Genomic DNA, 22030 nt, shown 5'->3' with positions numbered 1-22030 from the left:
GGTTTTGTCATAAAGTGTTGAAATTCAATTCAGACAAGCGTTTGGCCGGAAAGCCCGCCGGAACCATCTTGCCGCCCAATCGTCCCGATCCGCTGAAATCATTGCCAGTGGCTGATTTCAGCAACTGAAAAAAAGCCAAAAAGGATATTCAAAAATTTGGTAGTCTGCTAAAACGCACTATATTTGCCTACATCATAGTTCATTATTCATCTCAAAATTCAAACCGCTATGAACAAAGCCGAATTAATTGACAAAATCGCCAAAGACGCCGGCGTGACCAAAACGCAGGCCAACGAAGCCCTGGATTCTTTTACTTCCGCCGTAATCGGTGCGCTGAAAAAGAATGACAAAGTTACCCTGGTTGGCTTCGGAACTTTTTCCGTAACCAAGCGTTCCGCCCGTAAAGGTCGCAACCCGCAGACGGGTAAGGTGATCAACATTCCTGCCAAGAAAGTTGCCAAATTCAAGGCAGGCAAGGAATTCTCCACCAAGCTGAAATAGGCCTTCTGTCTTTGTTTGGCGGACAAAGACCGCGGATAAGGGCTATCCCGGACCCGCGGCCACATAACTGAAAAACAGAAAAAAGCAAGGGATGTGTTCCTTGCTTTTTTTATTTTTGCCAGCCGGTAAAAAACATCTTTAAAAACAAAATTGCGTTATGGGAAAAGGAGATATCAGAACCAAGAAAGGAAAAATCGTAAAGGGATCCTTTGGCAAGTCGCGTCCGCATAAACCCGCCAAAGGCAAGAAAAATACGCCGGCCCCCAAGGGGGAAAAAGGTGAAGGGTAAAAGGCGAAAGGCATTGCAGAAACCGTATCACGGCGCCAGCCGCTCTTTCTTCCACCGGCGGGAGGGTTGCCGGGTATAGCGCAGCCGGTCATGCAGGCGGTGCGCCCTGCCCTGCCAGAATTCTATCGCCTCGGGATGCAGACAATAGCCGCCCCAGAAAGCGGGGCAGCGTAAGGGCGACTGCGAAAAACGGGCAGCCACTTCTGCCGTCGCCTGCTCCAGGAAAGCCCGGTCCGGAATGACGCTGCTCTGGGGAGAAGCCCAAGCGCTGATACGGCTTCCTTCGGGACGGCGCTGATAATACGCCTCATTCTGCTCAGGCGTCGTTTTCTCAAGTATCCCTTCTATGCGCACCTGCCGTTCCAGCTCCCTCCAGAAAAAAACGAGCGCGCCCCGCGGGTTATCGGCAATCTGCCGCGCCTTGCGGCTTTCATAGTTGGTATAAAAGTAAAATCCCTTTTTATCAAACCCCTTCAGCAGCACAATGCGGGCGGAAGGATACCCGTCCGCCGTGCTGGTGGCCAGGGTCATGGCGTTGGGCTCAGCCACTCCCACCTCCAGCGCTTCGTTAAACCATTTTTCAAACTGCTGTACCGGGTTAGCCAGGGCATCCTGCTCGCTGAGGGCCGTAAGCCGGTAATCCGTTCGTATATCCGCTACCGGTGACTTCATAGGAAATGTATTTTTGTTTTCCGGCAACAAAGCTACGGCATTACCGGTTACTGTGCCGCAGCCGTCGTATGGGCAAAAATTACGGTCTTACCATTTTATTTCGGACCTTTACCTTACGCTGATCAAGTACCCTATGGGCAAAGGCATCTATATCACCACCACGGAACCCTATAGCGGTAAATCCATCGTCTCCCTCGGCCTGATGCACGTGTTGCTGGGGGAAACCAAAACCGTCGGCTTTTTCCGGCCGGTGATCCCCGATATTCCCGGAGAAGAGAAAGATAATAATATCGCAGCCGTCCTCCGCTATTTCGAAGTGCCCCTGCCTTATGAAGATACCTGGGCGTTCACGGGCAGCGAGGTGATCATGCTGAAAAACCAGGGCCGCACCCATGAGATCATCGACCGGATCATCGAAAAATACAAAAGGATCGAAGAGCAGTTTGACTATATGCTGGTGGAAGGCTCCGATTTCCTGGGCGAAAGCGTAGCTTTCGAATTTGATCTGAATGCCTCCATCGCCAGAAACCTCGGGCTGCCCGTAGTGATCGTGGAAAACGCTGCGCTCAAAACGGTACCCCAGGTCGTGGCCAATATGCAGCTGGCCTTCGACAGCTTTAAGGATCGCGATATCCCGGTACTGCTGGCCGTAGCCAACAAGGCGGACCCCGCTTCCCTGCCCGAGCTCACCCGCCGGCTGCAGGAAGGGCTGGGGCAGCAGACCGTTGCCGCCGCCATCCCGCTGCTGCAGCGGCTGAACAGCCCCACCCTTGGAGAAATTGCCACCGCCCTCAATGCCCGGCTGCTTTTCGGAAAGGACAAGCTGCAAAACCAGGCCGATCATTACCTGGTCGGCGCCATGCAGCTGCGTCATTACCTGACCCTCCTTTCGGAGAATTGTCTGTGCATCACGCCCGGCGACCGGGCCGATGTCATCCTCGGGACCATGCAGGCGCAGGCTTCCGTCAACTACCCCGCCGTGGCCGGCATGATCCTCACCGGCGGCCTTATGCCCGAAGAACCGGTGCTGAACCTGCTGGAAGGGCTGAAGGACCTTTTCCCGGTTATGCTCACCGGCTATAATACCTTCGAGGTAGCCAATCTCGTGGGCGATCTGCCCTCCCGCATCCTGCCGGAAAATTCCCCCAAGATCGAGCTTTGCATCAGCACCTTTGAAAAGCATACCGACCTGGACCGCCTCGGCAAAGGGCTGCACACTTCCTGGTCGGCAGGCATTACCCCCCGGATGTTCCAGCATATGCTGGTCAAAAAGGCCAGGCGCCGCTTACAGCATATCGTATTGCCCGAGGGCAACGACGACCGCATCCTGACCGCCGCCGTGCGGCTGGCCGCGCAGGACATTGCCCGGATCACGCTGCTCGGCGATCCCGCAGCCGCGGAAGCCGCCTTCCAGCGGCTGGGACTGGAATACGACGGGGAAAAGATCCGCATCCTGGATCCTGCCACGGCAGCACAGAATGAGGCCTATGCCCATACCCTTTATACCCTGCGCAAAGAAAAGAATGTGACGCTGGAGATGGCACGCGACCTCCTTACCGACGTATCTTATTTCGGCACCATGATGGTGTACGCCGGGGATGCCGACGGTATGGTATCCGGGGCCGTGCATACCACCCAGGCCACGATCCGCCCCGCCCTGCAGATCATCAAAACAAAACCGGAGGCCTCGCTGGTCTCTTCCGTTTTTTTTATGTGCCTGCCGGACCGGGTAGCCGTTTTCGGGGACTGCGCCGTAAATCCCAACCCGGATGCCGCACAGCTGGCAGAGATAGCCATTACCTCGGCAGATACGGCGGCGGCCTTCGGCATAACGCCCAAGGTGGCCATGCTGTCGTACTCCTCCGGCGACTCCGGCAAAGGTGCAGAAGTGGAAAAGGTGCGGCAGGCCGCCGCCCTTGTGAAAACAAAGCGTCCGGACCTGCCGGTGGCGGGCCCCATACAATACGATGCCGCGGTGGACATTACCGTAGGGCAAAGCAAGCTGCCGGGGTCCCCGGTGGCCGGACAGGCCAGCGTGCTTATTTTTCCCGACCTCAATACCGGGAACAATACTTATAAGGCCGTGCAGCGGGAAACGGGCGCCCTCGCCATCGGCCCCATGCTGCAGGGACTCAACAAACCGATCAACGATCTCAGCCGCGGCTGCACCGTGGACGATGTCTTTAATACCGTAGTGATCACCGCCATACAGGCCCAGGGGATATCCTGAATCCACCTGTTCCGGGGCGGTGCGCCAAAAGCGATCAGCGTATGCACGTTTTAGTTATCAATGCCGGCAGTTCTTCCCTGAAATACGAATATATCGACACGGATACGCGAAAAACGCTGTGCAGCGGACTGGCGGACCGTATCGGCCTGCCGGGGAGCTCGCTCGTACACCGCGTATATACGGAAGCAGGGACTACAGAACAGATCAGCCAGAAGAATTTCCCCGATCATACCGCCGCCATGCAGGAAGCGGTGACACTGCTCACGCGCGGGCAGCATCCTGTAGTGCACCATCCCGAAGCCGTGAAGGCAATAGGGCATCGCGTGGTGCATGGCGGGGAAGCCTATACCCATACCGTGCTGATCAACGATGCCGTAAAAGCCGATATCCGCCGTCTCTCCCCGCTGGTGCCCCTGCACAATCCAGCTAACCTGCAGGGCATTGCCGTAGCCGAGGCTTTCTTTCCGCAGGCCCGCCACATCGCGGTCTTTGACACGGCCTTCCACCAGACCATGCCCGCCCGTGCTTACCGGTATGCCATCCCGAACGAGCTGTACGAAAAGCAGGGCATCCGCAGCTTCGGCTTCCACGGCATCAGCCATGCCTACGTTTCGCGCGAGGCCGCACATCATCTGGGTAATCCCGGCGCCCGCATCATCACGTTGCACCTTGGCAACGGCTGCAGTATGGCGGCGGTGCAGAACGGCCGCAGCATCGACACGTCGATGGGTCTGGGCGCTTTGGACGGCCTGATCATGGGCACGCGCAGCGGGCAGCTGGATCCTACCGTAATTTTTTACCTCACCGAAACGCTGGGGTATAAGCCCGGGCAGGTGCGGCACCTGCTGAACAAGGAAAGCGGTCTGAAAGGGCTGAGCGGCTTCAGCGACATGCGCGAGGTGCACCGGGCCGCCGACGCCGGGGAGAAAGAGGCCCGGCTGGCCCTGGATATGTATGCCTACCGGATCAAAAAATTCATCGGAGCCTATATTGCAGCCATGAACGGTGTGGATGCCCTCGTATTTACCGCCGGCGTGGGAGAGAACGATGCCGCCATGCGGGCGCAGATCTGCAGCGATCTGGATTTTTTTGGCATCCGTTTGGATAGAACAAGGAACGAACAAAAGAGCAGTGAGCTCCGCGAAATACAGATATCAGGCGCCCTGCCCCTGCTGGTCGTTCCTACCCGTGAAGAGCTGGCCATTGCGGTGGAAACCGCGCGCTTAATCACAGATCATGATGAAAACCCATAAACCGATGTATCACTATTCCCCATATCTCCGCCGCTGCTTAGCTATGGCAGCCGCCGGCCTGCTCGCCGGCTGCCATCCGGGAAGCCGCAACGACGCTTCCTCCTCCGGGCAGCACGAACGCGATGAAAAGGTGCAGACCGCCTATTACAAATATCTGCAGGGCAACCTGGGCGGGAAAAAGGTAACGCTGCAGCTGACCAAAAGCGACGGGCAGTATGACGGCATCTTCTATGAAGACTCCCTGGCCCGCCCCGTGACCATCAGCGGCAGCACCGACACGGCCGGCCATATCACCCTCGTTACCTACCGGCAGTACGATCCCGTGGACACGCTGCAGGGCACCTTCTCCCAGCCGGGCGTTTTCAGCGGGTACTGTAAGCCTGCGGAGCAGGAGGGGAAAGGGTCTCAGGCTGCCCCGGCAGCTTTCGCGCTGCAGGAGATCTACTCGGAAGGTACCCGCCGCTGGCAGGTATACCGACTTCAGGATTCCCTGTCGCTGAAGCCCGGAGACAGCAGCTCGCCCAAGGCGAGGATCGCCTATACGTTGCTGTGGCCGGGAAAAGGATGGCCGGATGCCGGACATCTGCTGGTACAGCAGACGCTGGCGGGCGACCTGCTGGGATTGCATACGCCGGTAACAGCGGGCGCCCAGGCCTTGCGGAATGCGGCAGACTCTTTCCTGACCACCTATAAGCAGGCCCGCGCTAACCTGTCGCCGGGTTTTGCCGCCGGTACCTTCAACTGGGAATCACAGATACGGATGGAACTGTTGTGGAATGCGGGAGATATCGTCAGCCTGGCCTGTAACCGTTACGAATATACGGGAGGCGCGCACGGGCAGACCAATACCCTGCTGGTGGTATGGGACCTCAAACATGCCCGGATACTGGAGCGGGGCGATCTGTTTCGTCCCGGATACGAAAAGAAGCTGCAGCAGGTACTGGAGCAAAAGCTGCGCCGGGCTTATGATATTCCGGAGAAAGCCGCGCTCAACAGCCGGCGTTACGGCATATTGTTCGACAAGCACCTGAACCTTACGGATAATTTTTACCTGACCGGTCACGGCATCGGCTTTATCTACAACCCTTACGAGGTAGCGCCCTATGCGGTAGGTCCCATCGAGCTGTTCGTGCCTTTTTCCGAGCTGCAGGATGTGCTGAAAAATCCGGGCGGCGTACCGGCTACTTAACGAGGGTGCCGACTTCTTCTCCGCTCACCACTTTCAGGAGATTGCCCGGCTGGTTCATATCGAATACGATAATGGGCAGCTTGTTTTCATGACACAGCGTAAAAGCGGTCATGTCCATCACATTGAGGTTATTGCGGTAAACTTCGTCAAAGGAGATCACGTTGTAACGCCGGGCGGTTTTGTCTTTTTCCGGATCGGCGGTATAGATGCCGTCTACCCGGGTGCCCTTGAGGATCACGTCGGCCTCTATCTCGATGGCCCGCAGGGAAGCTGCTGTATCGGTGGTAAAATACGGATTGCCGGTACCGGCCCCGAAGATGACGATACGGCCTTTTTCCAGGTGGCGGATGGCCCGCCGGCGAATATAGGGCTCGGCGATCTGCTCCATTTTTATCGCCGACTGCAGACGGGTAAAGAGCCCGATCTTTTCCAGTCCGCTCTGCAGGGCCATGCCGTTGATGACGGTGGCCAGCATACCCATGTAATCGCCGGTAGCCCGTTCGATGCCGGTCTCTTTTTCATCCATGCCGCGGTAGATGTTTCCGCCGCCGATAACGATGGCTACCTGAACGCCCAGGTCGGCGATCTGGCTGATGTCTTTGGCATACTGGGCGATGATCCGGGCATCGATGCCGTAGGACTTTTCCCCCATCAGGGATTCCCCGCTTAATTTCAGCAGGATACGTTTGTATTTTGGAAGCATAACGCGGTTGAAATTAAAACTTTGACCTGATTATTTCACGGCTGAGGCCGAAATTTTTCTTTCCCGCAGGGAGGAGGACCTGAAAGGGCACAAAAAAGGAGAGCGGCCGGCTCTCCTTTTTGAAGTGATTTTATCCGATCGCGACACGCCGGAACTCCGTGATGGACGCCTCGGCATCTACCGATTTCAGGTAATCGGCTACGCTCTTGCTGCTGTCTTTCACAAAAGCCTGCGCCAGCAGGGTATTTTCTTTAAAGAAGGCATTCAGCTTGCCTTCGGCTATCTTATCCAGCATAGCGTCGGGCTTGCCGGCCATTTTCGGATCGTTCTTGATCTGCTCGAGCACAATGGCCTTTTCCCTTTCCACCACTTCGGGGGCTACGGCATCGGCATGCGTGGCTACGGGATTCATGGCAGCGATCTGCATGGTAATATCCTTGGCGGCTTCGGCATCCACAGCCTTGGTAAAGCCGGCCAACACCCCGATGCGGTAATTGCCGTGGATATAGGCCGTTACGTATCCGGCTTCCACCCTTTCAAACCTGCTGAGGGTGATCTTTTCACCGATGCGGGCTACCTGGTCGTTCAGCTTGTCTGCGACGGTGGCGCCGTCCAGGGAAGCTGCGCTGAGCGCTTCCAGCGAATCCGCCTTTACCGACAGCGCCAGGTCGGCTACCGACTGGCCGAAGGCGATAAAGTCCTGGTTTTTCGCCACAAAATCCGTTTCACAGCTCAGGCAGATGATGACGCCGGCAGTATGATCGTCAGCGGTTTTGGCAATGACCACGCCTTCTTTCGTCTCCCGGTCGCTCCGCAGGGCGGCTACCTTTTGTCCTTTTTTCCTCAGGAAATCGATGGCTTTTTCAAAATCGCCGTCGTTTTCCACCAGCGCTTTCCGGCAATCCATCATTCCGGCGCCGGTTTGCTGACGTAATTTATTGATATCTGCTGCTGTTATAGTTGCCATTTCAGTTGATTAAATATATTTTCAAAACGGAAGGAGCATTCGCCCCTTCTCTTTCACGCTCCTCTCCCCGGCTTCTTTTACAGATACGGAGAAAATCAGCGCTTGGGTGCCGGTCTCCTGCCGCCACCGCCCGTGCTGGGCGTCCGGCGTTTGGGCGCTCCGCCTCCACGTCCGCCCGCTCCGGCGCCGCCTCCGCGTGGTGCGCCTGTTCCGGCGCCGCTGCGGCGGCCCTGACGGCCCTCTTCCGTTTCCGCTTCTTTTTCGAGGCGGCGGGCCCGTTTTTCATTTTCATCCTCTTCCACTTCATCCTGCTCTTTCTCGTTGGCCCTTTCTGCCAGGCCTTCCGCGATGGCCGCCGTCACATAGTTGGTGATGATGGCGATGGATTTGGTGGCATCGTCATTGGCGGGGATAGCGAAATCCACCTTGCTGGGATCGGAGTTGGTATCCACCATGCCGAGGGTGGTGATGTTCAGCCGGCGGGCTTCCGCCAGCGCGATATGCTCATGGCTGATGTCCACGATAAAGAGCGCGGCGGGTACACGGGCCAGCTGGGAGATACCGCCCAGCACCTTTTCCATCTTCTCTTTATCGCGCTGCAGGGTGAGACGTTCCTTTTTGGTAATGTTGTCAAAGGTGCCGTCGCCCAGCATTTTCTCGATGCTCTGCATCTTCTTCACGCTCTTGCGGATGGTGGAGAAGTTGGTGAGCATGCCGCCCAGCCAGCGTTCGGTGGCAAAGGGCATGTTGACCCGCTTGGCGGCGTCAGCCACGATATCCTTGGCCTGCTTCTTCGTAGCCACGAACATGATCTTTTTACCGCTCCGCGCGATGGCCTTCATGGCTGCGGCAGCTTCCTGCAGGCCTTCTACGGTCCTGTTCAGGTCAATGATATGTATCCCTTTCTTTTCCGCAAAGATGTAAGGCAGCATCTTGGGGTTCCACTTCTTTTTGAGGTGGCCGAAGTGAACGCCTGCTTCAAGCAGTTGCTGTTGCAGGGAGGTTTTATTCTCTTCCATAATATGGTATAAAGTCGAATGTTTAACGTTGATAACCTTTCTGATCTACAGGCAAGCGAACAAGGATTAGCGCTTGGAGAACTGGAAGTTCTTACGGGCTTTCTTCTGACCCGGTTTTTTCCGTTCCACGCCGCGCGGATCGCGCCTCAGCAGGCCCGCATGCTTCAGCGGGGGCCGGAAGTCGGCGTTGATCGTGCAGAGACTGCGGGCGATACCCAGCCGCACGGCCTCGGCCTGACCTTTTATGCCGCCGCCGCTTACATTGGCCTTTACGTCGAACTTGTCGGCGGCTTCGATGACGTTCAGCGGGGCCGCTACCTGATTCTGCAGGTACACCAGCGGGAAATATTCTTTATACGCTTTACCGTTGATGATGATCTCACCGCTGCCTTTGGTGAGGATCACACGGGCAACCGCTTCTTTACGGCGACCAACGGAGGTTTTTTGTTTCTCCATTTTATACAGCTAATTAAAATGTTAAAGACTCGGGTTTCTGGGCAATATGCGGATGCTCGGCACCGGCATATACGAACAGCTTCTTGAAAAGCTGGCGACCCAGGCGGTTCTTGGGCAACATCCCTTTTACGGCGCGTTCGATAACGGCTTCGGGACGGCGGTTCAGCAGGCTGCGGGCCATTTCCTTTTTCTGACCTCCGGGATAGCCGGAAAAGGTCAGATAGGTTTTCTGATCGAGCTTGGCTCCGGTGAGCTTTACCTTGTCCGCATTGATGACGATTATATAGTCGCCGCAATCCACATGCGGTGTATAATACGGCTTATTCTTACCCCGCAAAACAGTGGCGATGCGGGAGCACATGCGGCCCAGGGTCAGGTTGGTGGCATCCACCACGTACCAGTTGTGCTGAACGGTAGCCTTGTTCGCCGATTGGGTTCTGAGACTTAACGTGTCCATGAGTGTAAACTGTAAATATGATCAAACATCTTGATTCAAAAGGAGGGCAAAGGTAAGGGGAACCGGGTAATCCACAAAGTTTTTTCAGGGCATTTTTTTATAATGCCTTTGCAACCCATTGAAGATCAATAAAAATTTTGCAATCCTGAAAAGAAGGACAGGAACACTTATCGTTTAAGGTCTAAAGTTTCATTCCGGGCAGATCAACCTTAAACGCAGATCAACCTTAAACTTCAAACCTTAAACGTTAGACATATTCAGTTCCGCCGCTGCCCGCCGAGGAAGATCATGATGTAATAAAACAGCGTCAGGAGCGACTGCACGGCGGCGATCACATAGGTCATGGCGGCCCACCAGAGGGCGTCCTTGGCCTTTTCGTGCTCGGTGGCGGTCATGATCATGGCGCCCCGGCTCCCGTTGAGCCAGGCCAGCGCCCGCCGGGAGGCGTTGAATTCCACCGGCAGCGTGATCAGGGAGAAAAGCGTGGTCAGCGCAAAAAGCACGATACCCGCCAGCAACAGGCCGGGAAAGATACGGATGGTGAAGATACCGATCAGCAGGATCCATTGCACGATACCGGAGCTGAACTGCACAACGGGCACCAGCCGGCTGCGCAGCATCAGCATGCCGTAGGCGGTGGCATGCTGTACGGCATGTCCGCATTCGTGCGCGGCTACGGCCGCCGCGGCAATATTACGCCCGCCGTAGACGTCGGGGCTGAGGTTGACCGTTTTGTTCTGCGGGTTATAATGATCAGACAGGAAACCTTCTACAGATACTACTTTCACATCATATATACCATTGTCCTGTAGCATCTTTTCGGCCACTTCCTTACCGGAAAGACCGGCAGCCAGGGGCACTTCGCTGTATTTTTTGAATTTGCGGCGCAGCCGGGCGCTGATGATCATCCCGGCAATCATGATCAGGACGAAAACAACCCAGAAGGCAGAACTTCCGAACATAGGATATAGGCCCATTTCTTTGTGTTTTTAAAAATTTAACAATTCCCGCAAATCATTATCCAGAAATTACAGCCGGTGTTTAAATATCGATTTCTTGTTTTCGTTAGTTATTTTTTAACAGGACTTTATGAAACAATGACAATTTGTCACCCCGCCGCTGACAGCTGCTCCGTCGAAATGGCAAGCGTGTGGAGCGCTTCTTTTCTCAACGGCCGGTATATGCCCATTAGAATTAAAATATTCATAACAATTTAATAGACAATTGATTACATGAATTGTTTTTTATTATATTGAATTATTTTATCTTTGTCCAGCGGAGGGCTTTTGGGTAATTTAACACAAAAAAAGTTATTCACAAACGCAAATAAACTTTTTTATTCTGAAGTCATTTAGTAATTTCGACATGAATTTAATGGGTTAGTAAGTAAAAAGAGTCGGCGCCTCATGCCGGCTCTTTTTCATTTTTCCGGCCTTTTTTGACCGGTTTTCCCCATGTTCCTCCCCTTTTCGTTTTTTCTTTTCGTTTATTCTTTCCCGTGTAGTAGTTTTGGTTTGAGGCTTACGTCGTTCACAAAGTCTTTGTAACGGTCTCCGTAAAACGAGCTTCGGCAACACCATTTAAAAATAATTCAATCCCATTGCCAAGGCTTCGCTGCGCGTTTCTAATTTGAGGTTTATCCCGCACGCAAAGGATTTTCAAAGGTCTCGATGAGCGCTGCGCGTTTATTTCGGGCATAATATTTTTTAGCCGTCTCAATGAAGGCTGCGCCTTTCTGGTTTGAAATTAATTTGCCTGGAATGGAACCTTAGAGGCTGGACGCTGGAACTTGAACTTTAAACCGCCTCAGGTCTAAAGCTGATTACTTCGCGTATTACGATTGCTTAGCGGCCTCCCTGAACGCTGCGCGTTTCTGATTTGAGATTTCTGATTTCTGGTTTCCGGTCTCTAATCATCAAATTTCCAAATCATCAAATTTCCCCTCACCTTTCACCTTTCACCTTTTACCTTTCACCTTTTACCTTCCCCCTTTAGGGGGCCGGGAGTAGGGGGTTAGGAGGGCAAGTCCTATCTTTACATCTTATGAGCAAGCTTAAAACCGCTTTTTTCTGTCAGCAATGCGGCCATGAAAGTACGAAATGGCTGGGGCGCTGCCCTTCCTGCGGCAGCTGGAATACTTTTGTGGAAGAGGTGCAGGAGAAAAAGGGAACGGCAGTACGCGACAACTGGAAACCCGCCTCCTCCGGCAACCAGAAATTCGTCTCCCTTCAAGAGATCAGCGCACAGGAAGAGGACCGGTGGATCACGCCCGATGCGGAACTGAACCGGGTGCTGGGCGGAGGCATCGTTCCCGGTTCGCTGGTGCTGGTGGCCGGAGAACCCGGCATTGGTAAGTCCACCCTTTTTCTGCAGGACGCCCTGCAGCTGCCCGCTGTCCGTACCCTGTATGTAAGCGGTGAGGAAAGCGAACAGCAGATCAAGATGCGGGCAGACCGTATCGGATTGCAGCATGAAAATTTTTACCTCCTGACCGAAACCGATACCCAGACCATTTTCCAGGAGATAAAAAAGCTGCGGCCGCAGCTGGTAGTGATCGATTCCATCCAGACCCTCCGCACCCCTTTTGTGGAATCTGCACCCGGCAGCGTTTCCCAGATCCGGGAATGTACGGCGGAGCTGCAGCGTTTTGCCAAAGCCACGCGCACCCCCGTCTTCCTGATCGGTCATATTACCAAAGAGGGCAGCATCGCCGGACCCAAAATCCTGGAGCACATGGTGGATACCGTGCTGCAGTTTGAGGGAGACCAGCATTATATTTACCGGATGCTGCGCACCGTTAAAAACCGGTTCGGCTCCACAGCCGAGCTGGGCATTTACGAGATGAAAGAAAACGGGCTGCGCCCGGTCGCCAACCCTTCCGAGCTCCTCATCTCCGAAAAGGAAGAACCGCTGAGCGGCATTGCCATTGCCGCCACCCTCGAAGGACTCCGTCCCATGCTCATCGAAACGCAGGCGCTGGTGACCCCTTCGGTTTACGGCACCCCGCAGCGGACGGTCAACGGTTTCGACCTGCGCCGCCTGCAGCTGCTGCTGGCAGTACTGGAAAAACGGGGCGGTTTTCAGTTCGGATTAAAAGATGTATTTTTAAATATCGCCGGCGGCCTCCGGGTGGAAGATCCTGCCATCGATCTGGCTATCATCACCACCCTTCTTTCTTCATATGAGGACGTGCCGGTACCCCACAATTATTGCTTCGCCGGCGAAGTAGGGCTGAGCGGCGAGATACGCGCGGTGAACCGCATCGGGCAGCGTATTGCGGAAGCCGGGAAGCTGGGCTTTGAAAAGATATTTGTCTCCCGGTTCAGCCGCAAGGCGCTTGATCCGGCCAAGTTCAATATCGAAGTGGTGATGGTGGCGCGGGTGGAAGAATTGTACCGGCAGCTGTTCTGAGCGCGACCGTTTTCCCCTTCTGCTTATATCCGCGCTGTCATGTCCCTTTCTTTCCGCTTATGGACCGACGTGCTGCAGCTTTTTTTCCCGGACAGCTGTCCGGGATGCGGGGAAACCCTGCGGCAGCACGACGCACGCATCTGCGCGCGCTGCAGCGCACGGCTGCCCTACACCGGCTTTCGGGGCGGCACCGGCAATCCGGTCGAAAAGGTCTTCTGGGGGCGTACGCCGGTACAGGCCGCCACCGCGGTCTTTTATTTTGCCAAAACAGGGCTGCTGCAAAAGCTCGTCCATGACTGCAAGTACAGGGGGCGGCGCGATCTTGCCCTTTACCTGGGCGGCTGTATGGGCAAGGTCCTGCAGGAAGACTCTTCCTTCGGGCCGGTGACCCTCGTCGTACCGGTACCGCTGCACCGGCGCCGGCAAAGACAACGGGGTTACAACCAGGCGGCCCTGCTGGCGGAAGGCATTGCCGGCGTGCTCTGCCGGCCGTGTGCCTCCGATGTATTACGGCGCACCAAGAACACCGGCACCCAGACCCGGCGCTCCCGGACTGCGCGCTGGGAAAATATGGCGGACGCCTTTGCGCTCAGCAAGCCGGAGGCCGTGGCCGGAGCGCATATCCTGCTGGTGGACGATGTGCTGACCACCGGCGCAACGCTGGATGCCTGCGCCGCCGTCCTCTCTGCGGCCCCCGGCGCCCGGCTCAGCATCGCCACCCTGGCCTATGCCGGCGAATTGTAGCCGGAAGGCAACTTTTTATGCAGATTATCCGTTAATTTAGCGTGTGGTATGACCCGTGTGTCCGGCATCTCTTATTTTTTTAATCCGATTCGTTATGCTTCGCTTACTTTGCCTTTCCGCACTGCTGTTCGCCATGCCCCCGCAAATGAAAGATAACATCTACAGCTTCAAGGTACCCGGGCTGTCCGGGCAACAGATTGATTTTTCCCAGTTCAAAGGAAAAAAGATACTCGTCGTCAACACCGCTTCCAAATGCGGTTTTACACCGCAGTATGCCGACCTGGAAAAGCTTTACAAACGCTTTGAAGGCAAGCTGGTGATCGTGGGCTTTCCCGCCAATAACTTCGGTCACCAGGAGCCGGGAACCAACAAGGAGATATCCCAGTTCTGTACGAACAACTACCAGATTACCTTTCCGATGGCCGCCAAGGTCTCCGTAAAAGGAGAGGATACCGCTCCGATATACCAGTGGCTGGAAGGCCAGGCCCAAAAGAAAGGGCTGGATCCCTCGGTGCCGCAATGGAACTTTCACAAATACCTGCTCAACGAATCCGGCGAGCTGGTGGCCGTCTTCCCCTCAAAGGTCAATCCCATGAGCGAGGAGATCATAAAAGCCGTCGTCGCCCAATAACGCGCTGGAAAACCGCGGAAGTCTTAATACCTTTGCCCTCGTTTTAATCATCGCGCGAGCCCTGCCCGCGCGGCCGCTGAAAAGATTTTGCCGGCACGGCCATTCCCGTCTGCCGGCTGCGGTTTTTTATCACCCCGGCGTTGCGGGCCTGCTCCCGGACGTTCAAAAAACAATATACAGCCGTATGCAACTGGCCACGAAACTGATACATGCCGGCGTGGAGCCCGACCCCTCCACCGGCGCCATCATGACCCCCATTTTCCAGACCTCCACCTATGTGCAGGCCGCCCCCGGCGAGCACAAGGGGTATGAATATGCGCGTACGCAGAATCCTACGCGCCATGCCCTGGAGGCCGCCCTGGCCGCTATCGAGAACGGGAAGCACGGCATCTGCTTCGGCAGCGGCATGGCCGCTACCGACGCCATTCTCCGGCTGCTGCAGCCGGGGGATGAGGTAATCGCAGGCAACGACATGTACGGCGGCACCTACCGGCTGTTTACCAAGGTGGTAGCCCGTTACGGCGTGAAGTTTCATTTTATCGACATGCACGATGCCGCCAATATCAGCAACTACGTAAACGAACATACGAAGCTGGTCTGGGTGGAAACGCCCACCAACCCGCTGATGCATATCGTGGACATTGCCGCTGCAGCGGAGACGGCTCACCGGCACAAGCTGCTGTTGTGTGTAGACAATACTTTTGCTTCGCCCTACTTGCAGAACCCGCTGGAGCTGGGCGCCGACATCGTGGTCCATTCCGCTACCAAATACCTGGGCGGACACAGCGATGTGGTGCTGGGCGCGGCGATCGTAAAAGACGATGCCCTGGCGGAACAGCTGCACTTTTTCCAGAACAGCTGCGGCGCCGTTCCCGGTCCGCACGATTGCTGGCTGGTGCTCAGGGGCATCAAAACCCTGCATGTACGGATGCGGCAGCACAGCGAAAACGGCGCCGCCGTGGCCCGCTTCCTGCGCAGCCATCCCGGCGTGGATAAGGTGTATTGGTGCGGGTTCGAGGATCATCCCAATCATGCCATCGCTCAAAAGCAGATGCGCGGCTTCGGCGGCATGATGTCGTTTACCCTGAAGGACGACCGTATGGAAAACGCTTTCCGGGTACTGTCTTCCACCAGGATCTTCTCCCTGGCCGAATCGCTGGGAGGGGTGGAATCGCTGATCGGTCATCCTGCATCCATGACCCATGCCTCGATTCCCCGGGAAGACCGCATCCGCAACGGCCTGGCCGATTCCCTGATCCGGCTCAGCGTGGGGATCGAAGACGCCGAAGACCTGATCGCCGATCTCCGGCAAGCGATTGAATGATTTGACAATTTGAGGATATGCTGATTTGATAATTACTATTATCAAAGACGAAGCCTTCACGGAGACAAATAAAAAACATTGAGCACGAAGTAAATTGCCAAATTACCCATTATCATCATCAAATTACCAAATTGCCAAATCATCAAATCAATCAAATATCTGCTATTTCTGCTTCTGGCCCTGCTGTCTGCCTTACCCGGCGTCCGGGCGCAAACCGCAACGGCTGGGCAGGCTTACCGGATCTATGACGTCAAAGCCGGCAGGGAGATCAGCTTCGGCGAGCTGGTAAGCCGCATTCCGCAAAGGAGCATCCTGCTGTTCGGGGAGCAGCACGACGACGCTACCGGCCACCGGCTGGAAGATTCGCTCCTGCAGCAGCTGTATGCCCGTTTCGGAAAACATCTCCTGCTTTCCATGGAAATGTTTGAGCGCGATGTGCAGCCCGTGCTCGACGAATACCTAAAAGACATCATCAGCGAAAAAAACTTCCGCAGCGAAGCCCGCGCCTGGGATAATTATGCGGATTACCGGCCCCTGATCGAACGGGCCAAAGACCATCACATCCCCGTCATTGCCGCCAACGCGCCCGCCCGGTATGTCAACCTCGTGGCCCGGAAAGGGCTGACAGCCCTCTACCGGCTGGACCGCAGCGCCCGGCAATGGATCGGCCCCCTGCCGATAGATACGCTCTCCGGCCCCTACGCACAAAAATTCCTTGAAGCCATGGGCGGACATGTGATGCCCGGCATGCACCTGTACGAATCGCAGAACCTCTGGGATGCCACCATGGCCTACTCCATAAAAAAAGCCCTGAAGCGCCATCGCCGCGCTACGGTGCTGCAGCTGAACGGTCGCTTTCACAGCGACGACCATACCGGTCTTGCCGAGCGGCTCCGGCGCCTGCGGCGGCCGCTGCTGACCATCAGCTGCTTCCGGGCGGAAGACTTTGACCAGCCAAGCTGGGATACTTACAAGACCCTGGCAGATTTTGTCATCCTCACGCGCGCGGCGGCGGAGCCGTCGCACCGGCCCTGACAAACCCGGACATGTTTCATTCCCCGGCCTGCTTATCCATCGACCTTACATTTCCATTTTATTGTTTCGCCTTGCGGAAATCCGTAACCGTACAGAAGCCGTATATGAAAAATAAATCGCCGCTTCGGATACCGCGACATAAACCAAAGATGCCGTGATGTAAACACAGCGCTCCGGCGCAGGCACGGGAAAGAGCCGGGGGGAACAAAGATCAAGAATGGCAACGAACCGATAGGTGTGGCTTGTTTTGACAGACAAGGGGGCAGATCTGCTCCCTTGTCGCCTTCCGCGAGGCCGGACCGTGCCGCAGGGGCCGTTAGTCCATCGAACCGGAAGAAAGATTATCGTCTTCGTCTACCAGGCAGGATTGTTGAGCAGGATGATCCCGATCGAAAAGGGATGTTGATCCAGCCCGTACTGGTGTATGGGGGTAAGGCTGTAGCTGCCGTAGAGGGTGATCCAGGAATAGCCCAGCTCGCCGCGCAGCCCCACCCTGAATTTCTCCAGGTTAAAGCTGTCTTTGTTCTTTTTCTTGCCGCGCTCTTCGCTGATCTGTTTGGTACGCGATTTTACCAGGTATCCGAAGGTCGGTCCCGCACTGATGCGGAAGGAATTGGAAACATGAAAGGGGTTGGTCTCCAGGTTGAGCATCACCGGAAGGGTAAGGTACTCGGTAAACAGCTTGTTCTTGCTGAAATCCACCGAATCCCGGATTACATACGTCTTCGAAAAATCGCTTACATAGGTGATGTTCTTCCGGTAGCGGTAATTGTTCATCTCTATGCCCAGGTCCGCCTTCAGGTTCAGCCGATGACGGATGAGGTTTGCCCGCATCGAAAGCAGCCAGATATTTACATTGACCGACTTACCGGGACGCAGGCTGAACTGCTGGGCGCTAACCGCTTCCTCGCCGGGCTTCACCGGGGCAAAATCATTCACTTCGGCCGTGCCGTAGGCGCTGTTATCGATATAGTTGGTAAACCCGAGGTCCAGGTCCAGCCAGTGCAGGGAAACGTTGCCGGCTGTTTTTGCCGTTTTACCCCGGGGAGTGCCCAGCTCTACCCGGGTAGACGGCTTGGAGGTGCCCGAGCTGTCTTTTTTCGTCCGTATCACCGTGAACATGCCAAAATTGGAAGTATCGGACCTAACTTTTCCTGTGGTATCGGCCCTCCCCGTGGTGTCCGCGTTGGCATTTTCTGAAAAGACGTGTGCGCTGCTGTCCTGGGCTTTTGCAGAAACTGTCCACAGGGCGAGTCCCAGCAGGGCGGCCCCCGTTAAAATACGATGTTGCATGCAGGTAGTGGTTAGTGATTAAATGCGATCTCAAGGTTTCCGATCCGGATCGATTTCTTTTTAAGACGTGATATATCTTTCTGGATGCCGGCAAAGCCATCCGCTACGCGTTGATCGAGCTTTGCTTTCAGGGTAGCGATCTTTTCGGGGGCGGCATCCGTCAGCTCCTGCGCCCGCGCGGTAAGCCCGCGGGTATCTTCCTGCAGCCCGGACGCGGTTGGGGCCGGGGCAACCGCCTCCTCAGCAGAAGGGGCAGCAGCCACCTGCTCCTGCCCGGGAGGGCGGGTAGGCCTGTCCGTTATCTGCTCCGGACCGGGGGAAGCCGGCGTCTCCCGCATAGCTACCAGCGGGGGTACCTGCTGCGGTGCCGCTGCCGGCAATGATCCCGTTTCCGGCTTCAGCTCCGGTAAGGTTTTTTTATCTGCCGTCCGGACCGTTTTCTCTACGGAGGATGCCGGTTGTTGTTCCGGCGGTACCGCTCTCCGCCCGGATGCCGGCTCAGACGAGGCGGCTTGCGGAGCTGACGCCGTTTCGGGGCGGGCGACGGCGGTAACCGCCTTCCGGGCCGCAGCGCTGCCCGGAAGCGGAGTAGCGGGTGGCTGGGATGAGCCGGAATCATGTTCCCCGGCTGCGCTGCGCGCAGGAAGCGGAGCAGCAGGGGCTACTGGCTGCTGCGCAGGCGCCGTCCGCACAGCCAATCCCGAGGCAGGCGCGTACCGCTGCCGGTACCATAGCAGGGAGAGGACAACCACAGCCGCCACGGCTGCAGCCGCGGCGGGAATCCAGAAATGCCTCCGGAAGATCACCTTTACCGGGGCGGCAGATGCCGGCGCCGCATGCCGGTACAAAACAGCCTTATCCCCAAAACTTTCCTCCGCCGGCTCCAGCCGCGCGGCCTCCAGGAGGCGCAGCTCGCGTCGCAGCTCCGGGTGCGCTTCCAGGAAAGCCAGCACCGACTGCCGGCCGGCTTCGTCCAGCTCCCCGTCTACAAAGCAGAGCAGCCAGGCCTCATAGTTCTGTATGCTGATGGGCTTCATGTTCTCGGTTTAATTCATTCCTACAAGACGTTTTCCATACTGACCATAAACTGTTTCAGGGCGATCCGCGCCCGGTGCAGGTACACTTTTACCTGGGAAGCGTTCAACCCGGTGATCTTCCCGATCTCCTCATAGCTGTAGCCTTCATAATCCTTTAGCAGCACCAGCGAGCGCTGCACTGTGCCCAGCCGGCTCAGCCCCCGCTCCAGCACCGACCGCAGTGCATAGCGGGGCTCTTCATGTACTCCGCTCTCCGGCAGCGCCTCCGTCAGGGAAACCCGCCGGCGCTTCCGCAGGTGATCGATCATGTTGCGGTATCCCACGGTGAACAGCCAGGATTTCGCCTTGCCCGTCTCCAGCGTCCGGTGGTTGACCCACAGGATCTCAAAGCTGTTTTGCACGATGTCCCGCGCATCCTCCGCATGACCCAGATTTTTCAGGATGAACCGGTATAAAGGATCAGCATACTGGTCCACACACCTGTTATATTCCTGCTCGGTCATTCGGTAGCTCTTTATCGCTAAGTTCTGCTTTCCGGTTCATTTTCCCAACCGGGTTCCGGACAGGGACAAGCACCAGGGCCTTGTAAAACAGCTTCATCGGTAGTGAGACGGAAGGGCATTGCAAAATGTTACATCCCTGAAAATTTTTTCAGGAAGATTAGGCTACATTTGTCGGCATGAACGAAAATCTGATCAACCGGCTGCAGTCTGAGCTGGAAGCCATCAATGATTCGGGATTGTTCAAGACAGAACGGATCATTACCTCTCCCCAGGGCGCCGCGATAGCGGTGGGCGGAAAAACAGTCCTGAACTTCTGCGCCAACAATTACCTGGGCCTCTCCTCGCATCCCGCCGTGCTGGAAGCCGCCAGGCGCACCCTCGACGAACGCGGCTACGGCATGAGCAGCGTTCGCTTTATCTGCGGCACCCAGGATATACACCGGGAGCTGGAGCAAAAGATCGCGGATTTTCTGGGCATGGAGGACACCATCCTGTATGCCGCCTGCTTTGACGCCAACGGCGGCGTGTTCGAGCCGCTGCTGAACGAGCAGGACGCCATCATCTCCGACGAGCTGAATCATGCCTCCATCATCGACGGAGGACGGCTCTGTAAGGCAAAGCGGCTGCGCTACCGGCACAACGATATGGATGATCTGGAGACGCAGCTGAAAGCATCAGCCGCTCAGCGTACGCGCGTTATCGTTACCGACGGCTCCTTCAGCATGGACGGCACCATTGCCCAGCTGGACAGGATATGCGATCTCGCCGACCGCTACGATGCCGTGGTGATGGTAGACGAAAGTCATTCTACCGGCGTGCTGGGCAAAAACGGCCGGGGTACGCACGAATACAGGAACGTGCTGGGCCGTATCGATATCATCACCGGCACGCTGGGCAAAGCGCTGGGCGGCGCTTCGGGAGGATTTACCAGCGGACGCCGGGAGATCGTCAGCATGCTGCGGCAGCGTTCCCGTCCTTATCTTTTTTCCAACACCCTGGCTCCCGCCGTTGTCGGCGCTTCCATTGCCGTGCTGGACCTGCTCAGCGAAACCACGCAGCTCCGCGATAAGCTGGAAAAAAACACACAGTATTTCCGCAGCCGGATGACGGAAGCCGGGTTCGACATCAAACCCGGCGTACACCCCATCGTACCGGTAATGCTCTACGAAGCTGCGCTGGCGCAGAAAATGGCCGCGCGCCTGCTGGAAGAAGGGATATATGTCAGCGGATTCTTCTATCCGGTGGTGCCGCAGGGACAGGCGCGCATCCGCGTGCAGATCAGCGCCGCACACGAACAGGAGCACCTGGATAAGGCCATAGCGGCCTTTACCGCCGTAGGCCGCGACCTGGGCGTGCTGCCGTAAATGCCGGCAACGGAATTCTGCATGCTATTCCGGAGCCTTTCCGAAGGCCCGGTAGGCTGCTCCGGCAAGCAGCGCTCCCGCAATAGGCGCCACCCAGAAAAGCCAGAGCTGGGATAATGCCCAGCCCCCTACGAAAAGGGCCGGCCCCGTGCTTCTCGCCGGATTGACAGACGTATTGGTGACGGGGATGCTGATCAGATGAATGAGGGTAAGGCCCAGGCCGATAGCGAGACCCGCAAAGCCCCGGGGAGCCCGACCGTCCGTAGCCCCCAGGATGATGATCAGGAACATGAAGGTCATTACCACCTCGCAAACCAACGCGGCACAGAGACTGTAGCCACCCGGCGAATGATCCGCGTACCCGTTGGCGGCAAAGCCGCTGCCCGCCGCGTCGAACCCGCTCTTGCCGCTGGCAATGCAATACAGTATGGCCGAAGCCACAACAGCACCCAGCACCTGGGCGATAATATACGGGAGCAGTTCCTTCCCTTTAAAGCGCCCCCCGGCCCATAAGCCGAACGACACCGCGGGATTAAAATGCGCGCCTGAGATATGTCCCAGTCCATAGACCAGGGTGAGCACGGTTAAGCCAAAGGCAAGCGCTACCCCCAGGAAGCCGATGCCGAGCTCGGGAAAGGCGGCGGACAATACAGCGCTGCCGCAGCCGCCCAGCACCAGCCAGAACGTTCCGATAAATTCTGCCAGGAATTTTTGACCTGTTTTCATGAATTACGTGGTTTTATAAGGATGAAGAAAATAAATGCCGCTAAACAAATCACACGCAGCACACCACGATCATCTTTCCCTGCCATGCCTTTTCCCGCTTCTTGCTCCCATCGCCTGCCGAAACCGGGACGGCGAAGGGAAAACGGACGGATAACGGATCCCACAAAAACAAGTCTGCAACAAAGGACTACCGATATAATGAATAAGTAAATATAAGATATTTTAT

At 56.2% G+C, this 22030-nt stretch carries 23 protein-coding genes; 11 read left to right on the top strand and 12 right to left on the bottom strand.

The window, feature by feature from the left end; genetic code table 11:
- The first annotated feature begins 228 nt into the window (after nt 1-228).
- Both ABD851_RS15130 and ABD851_RS18060 read left to right on the top strand, forming a co-directional pair.
- Nucleotides 229-501, top strand: coding sequence for an HU family DNA-binding protein (locus ABD851_RS15130; protein WP_486303616.1), 273 nt, complete (start codon nt 229-231; stop codon nt 499-501).
- Between the two features lie 157 nt (nt 502-658).
- Nucleotides 659-790, top strand: coding sequence for a 30S ribosomal protein THX (locus ABD851_RS18060; RefSeq protein ID WP_425549958.1), 132 nt, complete (start codon nt 659-661; stop codon nt 788-790).
- A gap of 27 nt (nt 791-817) precedes the next feature.
- Here ABD851_RS18060 and pdxH read toward each other — a convergent pair whose 3' ends face one another.
- Nucleotides 818-1462, bottom strand: a complete 645-nt coding sequence (pdxH, locus tag ABD851_RS15125) for a pyridoxamine 5'-phosphate oxidase (RefSeq protein ID WP_344980779.1) — start codon at nt 1460-1462, stop codon at nt 818-820.
- A 133-nt stretch (nt 1463-1595) separates the two neighbouring features.
- Here pdxH and pta point away from each other — a divergent pair, with 133 nt between their 5' ends.
- Genes pta through ABD851_RS15110 form a run of 3 tightly spaced genes read left to right on the top strand, consistent with a single transcriptional unit; the run spans nt 1596 to nt 6134 of the window.
- Nucleotides 1596-3692, top strand: a complete 2097-nt coding sequence (gene pta, locus ABD851_RS15120) for a phosphate acetyltransferase (protein ID WP_344980777.1) — start codon at nt 1596-1598, stop codon at nt 3690-3692.
- A gap of 41 nt (nt 3693-3733) precedes the next feature.
- Nucleotides 3734-4945, top strand: coding sequence for an acetate/propionate family kinase (locus tag ABD851_RS15115; RefSeq protein WP_344980775.1), 1212 nt, complete (start codon nt 3734-3736; stop codon nt 4943-4945).
- Nucleotides 4929-6134 (top strand): DUF3298 and DUF4163 domain-containing protein, encoded by a 1206-nt coding sequence (locus tag ABD851_RS15110; RefSeq protein WP_344980773.1) that lies wholly within the window; start codon nt 4929-4931, stop codon nt 6132-6134. The genes ABD851_RS15115 and ABD851_RS15110 overlap by 17 nt, the downstream gene beginning before the upstream one ends.
- Here ABD851_RS15110 and pyrH read toward each other — a convergent pair.
- The 6 genes from pyrH to ABD851_RS15080 all read right to left on the bottom strand — a co-directional run bounded on the left by pyrH (nt 6127) and on the right by ABD851_RS15080 (nt 10713).
- Entirely contained in the window at nt 6127-6837 is a 711-nt protein-coding gene (gene pyrH, locus ABD851_RS15105) for a UMP kinase (RefSeq protein WP_344980771.1), read from the bottom strand. The two genes, ABD851_RS15110 and pyrH, sit on opposite strands and share 8 nt — an antisense overlap.
- A gap of 130 nt (nt 6838-6967) precedes the next feature.
- Complete coding sequence (tsf, locus tag ABD851_RS15100) at nt 6968-7804, bottom strand: translation elongation factor Ts (RefSeq protein WP_344980768.1); 837 nt, start codon at nt 7802-7804, stop codon at nt 6968-6970.
- 95 nt (nt 7805-7899) lie between these two features.
- The gene (gene rpsB, locus ABD851_RS15095; protein ID WP_344980766.1) at nt 7900-8823 is read right to left on the bottom strand and encodes a 30S ribosomal protein S2; all 924 of its coding nucleotides are present in this window, start codon (nt 8821-8823) and stop codon (nt 7900-7902) included.
- Between the two features lie 66 nt (nt 8824-8889).
- On the bottom strand, nt 8890-9279 hold the full coding sequence (gene rpsI, locus ABD851_RS15090; RefSeq protein WP_344980764.1) for a 30S ribosomal protein S9: 390 nt from the start codon (nt 9277-9279) through the stop codon (nt 8890-8892).
- 13 nt (nt 9280-9292) lie between these two features.
- Nucleotides 9293-9736 carry a 50S ribosomal protein L13 gene (rplM, locus tag ABD851_RS15085; protein WP_344980762.1) on the bottom strand — a complete coding sequence of 148 codons (444 nt, stop codon included), beginning with the start codon at nt 9734-9736 and terminating at the stop codon, nt 9293-9295.
- Nucleotides 9737-9993: 257 nt separating this feature from the next.
- Nucleotides 9994-10713 carry a zinc metallopeptidase gene (locus ABD851_RS15080; RefSeq protein ID WP_344980760.1) on the bottom strand — a complete coding sequence of 240 codons (720 nt, stop codon included), beginning with the start codon at nt 10711-10713 and terminating at the stop codon, nt 9994-9996.
- Between the two features lie 1066 nt (nt 10714-11779).
- Here ABD851_RS15080 and radA point away from each other — a divergent pair.
- From radA to ABD851_RS15060, 4 genes are all read left to right on the top strand, one after another.
- Nucleotides 11780-13147, top strand: a complete 1368-nt coding sequence (gene radA, locus ABD851_RS15075; protein ID WP_344980758.1) for a DNA repair protein RadA — start codon at nt 11780-11782, stop codon at nt 13145-13147.
- A gap of 39 nt (nt 13148-13186) precedes the next feature.
- Nucleotides 13187-13891, top strand: coding sequence for a ComF family protein (locus ABD851_RS15070; RefSeq protein ID WP_344980756.1), 705 nt, complete (start codon nt 13187-13189; stop codon nt 13889-13891).
- A gap of 94 nt (nt 13892-13985) precedes the next feature.
- Nucleotides 13986-14522: a glutathione peroxidase gene (locus ABD851_RS15065; protein WP_344980754.1), complete on the top strand. Its 537-nt coding sequence runs from the start codon at nt 13986-13988 to the stop codon at nt 14520-14522.
- 184 nt (nt 14523-14706) lie between these two features.
- Nucleotides 14707-15846: a cystathionine gamma-synthase gene (locus ABD851_RS15060; protein WP_344980752.1), complete on the top strand. Its 1140-nt coding sequence runs from the start codon at nt 14707-14709 to the stop codon at nt 15844-15846.
- 192 nt (nt 15847-16038) lie between these two features.
- Here the strand turns inward: ABD851_RS15060 and ABD851_RS15055 are convergent, their stop codons facing one another.
- On the bottom strand, nt 16039-16248 hold the full coding sequence (locus ABD851_RS15055; protein WP_344980749.1) for a hypothetical protein: 210 nt from the start codon (nt 16246-16248) through the stop codon (nt 16039-16041).
- Here ABD851_RS15055 and ABD851_RS15050 point away from each other — a divergent pair.
- Nucleotides 16156-16881 carry a ChaN family lipoprotein gene (locus ABD851_RS15050; protein ID WP_344980869.1) on the top strand — a complete coding sequence of 242 codons (726 nt, stop codon included), beginning with the start codon at nt 16156-16158 and terminating at the stop codon, nt 16879-16881. The two genes, ABD851_RS15055 and ABD851_RS15050, sit on opposite strands and share 93 nt — an antisense overlap.
- Nucleotides 16882-17235: 354 nt before the next feature.
- On the opposite strand, the gene ABD851_RS15045 is transcribed toward ABD851_RS15050, so the two are convergent.
- Genes ABD851_RS15045 through ABD851_RS15035 form a run of 3 tightly spaced genes read right to left on the bottom strand, consistent with a single transcriptional unit; the run spans nt 17236 to nt 19714 of the window.
- Complete coding sequence (locus tag ABD851_RS15045) at nt 17236-18174, bottom strand: outer membrane beta-barrel protein (protein ID WP_344980747.1); 939 nt, start codon at nt 18172-18174, stop codon at nt 17236-17238.
- An 11-nt stretch (nt 18175-18185) separates the two neighbouring features.
- Nucleotides 18186-19211 carry a hypothetical protein gene (locus ABD851_RS15040; RefSeq protein WP_344980745.1) on the bottom strand — a complete coding sequence of 342 codons (1026 nt, stop codon included), beginning with the start codon at nt 19209-19211 and terminating at the stop codon, nt 18186-18188.
- A gap of 20 nt (nt 19212-19231) precedes the next feature.
- Entirely contained in the window at nt 19232-19714 is a 483-nt protein-coding gene (locus ABD851_RS15035; RefSeq protein WP_344980743.1) for an RNA polymerase sigma factor, read from the bottom strand.
- 176 nt (nt 19715-19890) lie between these two features.
- Between ABD851_RS15035 and kbl the strand changes: the two genes are divergently transcribed.
- Nucleotides 19891-21078 carry a glycine C-acetyltransferase gene (gene kbl, locus ABD851_RS15030; RefSeq protein WP_344980740.1) on the top strand — a complete coding sequence of 396 codons (1188 nt, stop codon included), beginning with the start codon at nt 19891-19893 and terminating at the stop codon, nt 21076-21078.
- A gap of 24 nt (nt 21079-21102) precedes the next feature.
- On the opposite strand, the gene aqpZ is transcribed toward kbl, so the two are convergent.
- Nucleotides 21103-21804 carry an aquaporin Z gene (gene aqpZ, locus ABD851_RS15025; RefSeq protein WP_344980738.1) on the bottom strand — a complete coding sequence of 234 codons (702 nt, stop codon included), beginning with the start codon at nt 21802-21804 and terminating at the stop codon, nt 21103-21105.
- Between the last annotated feature and the right edge of the window lie 226 nt (nt 21805-22030).

This window comes from Compostibacter hankyongensis (assembly GCF_039541075.1).
GTDB classification, from domain to species: Bacteria; Bacteroidota; Bacteroidia; order Chitinophagales; family Chitinophagaceae; genus Compostibacter; species Compostibacter hankyongensis.
This window is presented reverse-complemented; position numbering and strand designations above follow the sequence as displayed.